The organism is Campylobacter sp. BCW_4323, assembly GCF_001763115.1.
GTDB classification, from domain to species: Bacteria; Campylobacterota; Campylobacteria; order Campylobacterales; family Campylobacteraceae; genus Campylobacter_D; species Campylobacter_D jejuni.
Map to the genome: position 1 here is coordinate 1 of NZ_MJYC01000015.1, position 1,512 is coordinate 1,512.

Annotated in this window: 1 protein-coding gene; it reads left to right on the plus strand. The window is 20.8% G+C overall.

What is annotated here, in order from left to right; genetic code table 11:
• Positions 1–1,512, plus strand: a 1,512-nt coding sequence (locus AJN60_RS09880) for a glycosyltransferase (protein ID WP_070285667.1), incomplete at both ends; no start/stop codon positions are given.

A 1,512-nucleotide genomic window follows, 5' to 3' on the forward strand; every position in this document is an offset into this window, starting at 1 on the left:
AATGTTGGCATAGAATTCTTTAGTAAAGAATATGATTTTAAAAATATTACCCAAGAATTAAAAGAAAACTCCTTAGTAGAATTTAAATTAGACAATGAAGATAATCCTTATAATATTTATAAAATATATAAAAGTTCAAATTTCTTTAAAAATAAAGATGAACTTTTAAATTTTAAAGCTCCTGATATTGATTATATTATCTTTTTAGATTCTGATGATTATTGGGAATTAAATTGCATAGAAGAATGTGTTCCTAGAATGGATGGGGTTGAAGTGGTTTGGTTTGATCATTATTTTTATTATGATGATATAGAAAATCCAAAAAAACAAACAAAAACCATTCTAGAAAATTATCAATTTAAAAAATCTGAAACTATTACCTCAAAACAATGGCTAGAAAAAACACTAGAAAATAATTTTACAGCTTTTTGGCTTGGTCAAATGTGCATGATAAATTTTATACAATTTTTAAATCATATAAAATTAAAATTTATCAATGGTATTATACATGAAGATCACCACTTTGGAATGTTACTTTGTCTTCAAGCTAATAAAATACATATTAACTTAAATAAACTATATATATATAGAGTTAGACCAAATAGTATTATGAATTATAATGATAATGGTAAAAACATAAACAAATCACTAAAAAATTTCTGCAATTTACTTAATTTAAATATTATAGATGGAAAAAAATATTATAAAATATTAAGTTATGGAATTAATGCTTTTTTAGCTTTAAATTTTTCTAATAATTTTCATAATAAAGATTTAATAAAGTTATTTAACAAAGCTTTTAAAAATGAATGTGAAAATTGGATATATGATATTATAGCACAATACCCAACAAATAATCTTAGAAGCTTATTTATAGAAATTTTTAGAATTATGAAAAATTATGAAACAAACTATGAAAATCTAATTTTGGATTTTATTGCAATGATAATAAATAATAATAAAATAACTATAGTAAAACAATCAAATGAAATCCAAAATAATCAAAATACCATAAAAATTTATTGCGAGAAAATAAATTCCCAAAATAATATAATCTTACAACAAACTAATCAAATTCATAATTTAAATGAAACCTTAAATTCCCAAAATAATATAATCTTACAACAAACTAATCAAATTCATAATTTAAATGAAACCTTAGAAAATAAAAATCAATTATTAATTGTAAAACAAAACCTGCTAAAATTCCAAAATAATTATGGAAAAGCCAAAATAAGAATTCAAAACCAACTTTCTTATAAACTAGGACAAGCTTTGATTTTAAATTCTAAAAGTGTATTCGGTTTTTTATCTTTACCTTTTATAATATTAAGCATTGTTATTTCACATAAACAAGAACAAAAGGCTTATAAATTTAAAGTAAAGAAAAATCCAAATTTAGCTTTACCACCTTTAGAAACTTATCCTGATTATAATGAAGCTTTAAAAGAAAAAGAATGTTTTACTTATAAATTAGGAGAAGAATTTATTAAGGCTAGTAAAAATTGGTAT